The organism is Stenotrophomonas maltophilia group sp. RNC7, from assembly GCF_030910085.1.
GTDB classification, from domain to species: domain Bacteria; phylum Pseudomonadota; class Gammaproteobacteria; order Xanthomonadales; family Xanthomonadaceae; genus Stenotrophomonas; species Stenotrophomonas sepilia.
The window spans coordinates 1-305 of sequence record NZ_JAVFVN010000106.1; the positions used below are offsets into that span (position 1 = coordinate 1).

General features: G+C 27.2%; 1 protein-coding gene. It reads left to right on the forward strand.

What is annotated here, in order from left to right:
- Window positions 1–87: 87 nt before the first annotated feature.
- Window positions 88–305 (forward strand): hypothetical protein (locus RCF13_RS01220; protein ID WP_308140743.1); only part of this gene is annotated, 218 nt, incomplete at its 3' end.

Below are 305 nucleotides of genomic sequence, written 5' to 3' on the forward strand. Positions count from 1 at the left end.
TAATCTTTTAAATATATAAATTACATTATAATTTAAAAATGGCTTTTTCTAAAAAAATAAATTTAGTGACCCGAAAGGAATAGATTTATGGCAAATCATTTTGGAGTAAAAGTACTTGAAGGAAAACGTGGATTAAAATTAACCAGAGAGAACTATGCAATTGTGAGTAACAAAAATTCATTATGTCGTTTTTCTAGGGATATTTACGCTGATGAAGAAGGGAAAACATATTCAGATGAATGGTGTATAAAGCAGCTTGAGGATTGTTTAAAAAATTATGACTTGAATATGGAGTACTTTTCTTT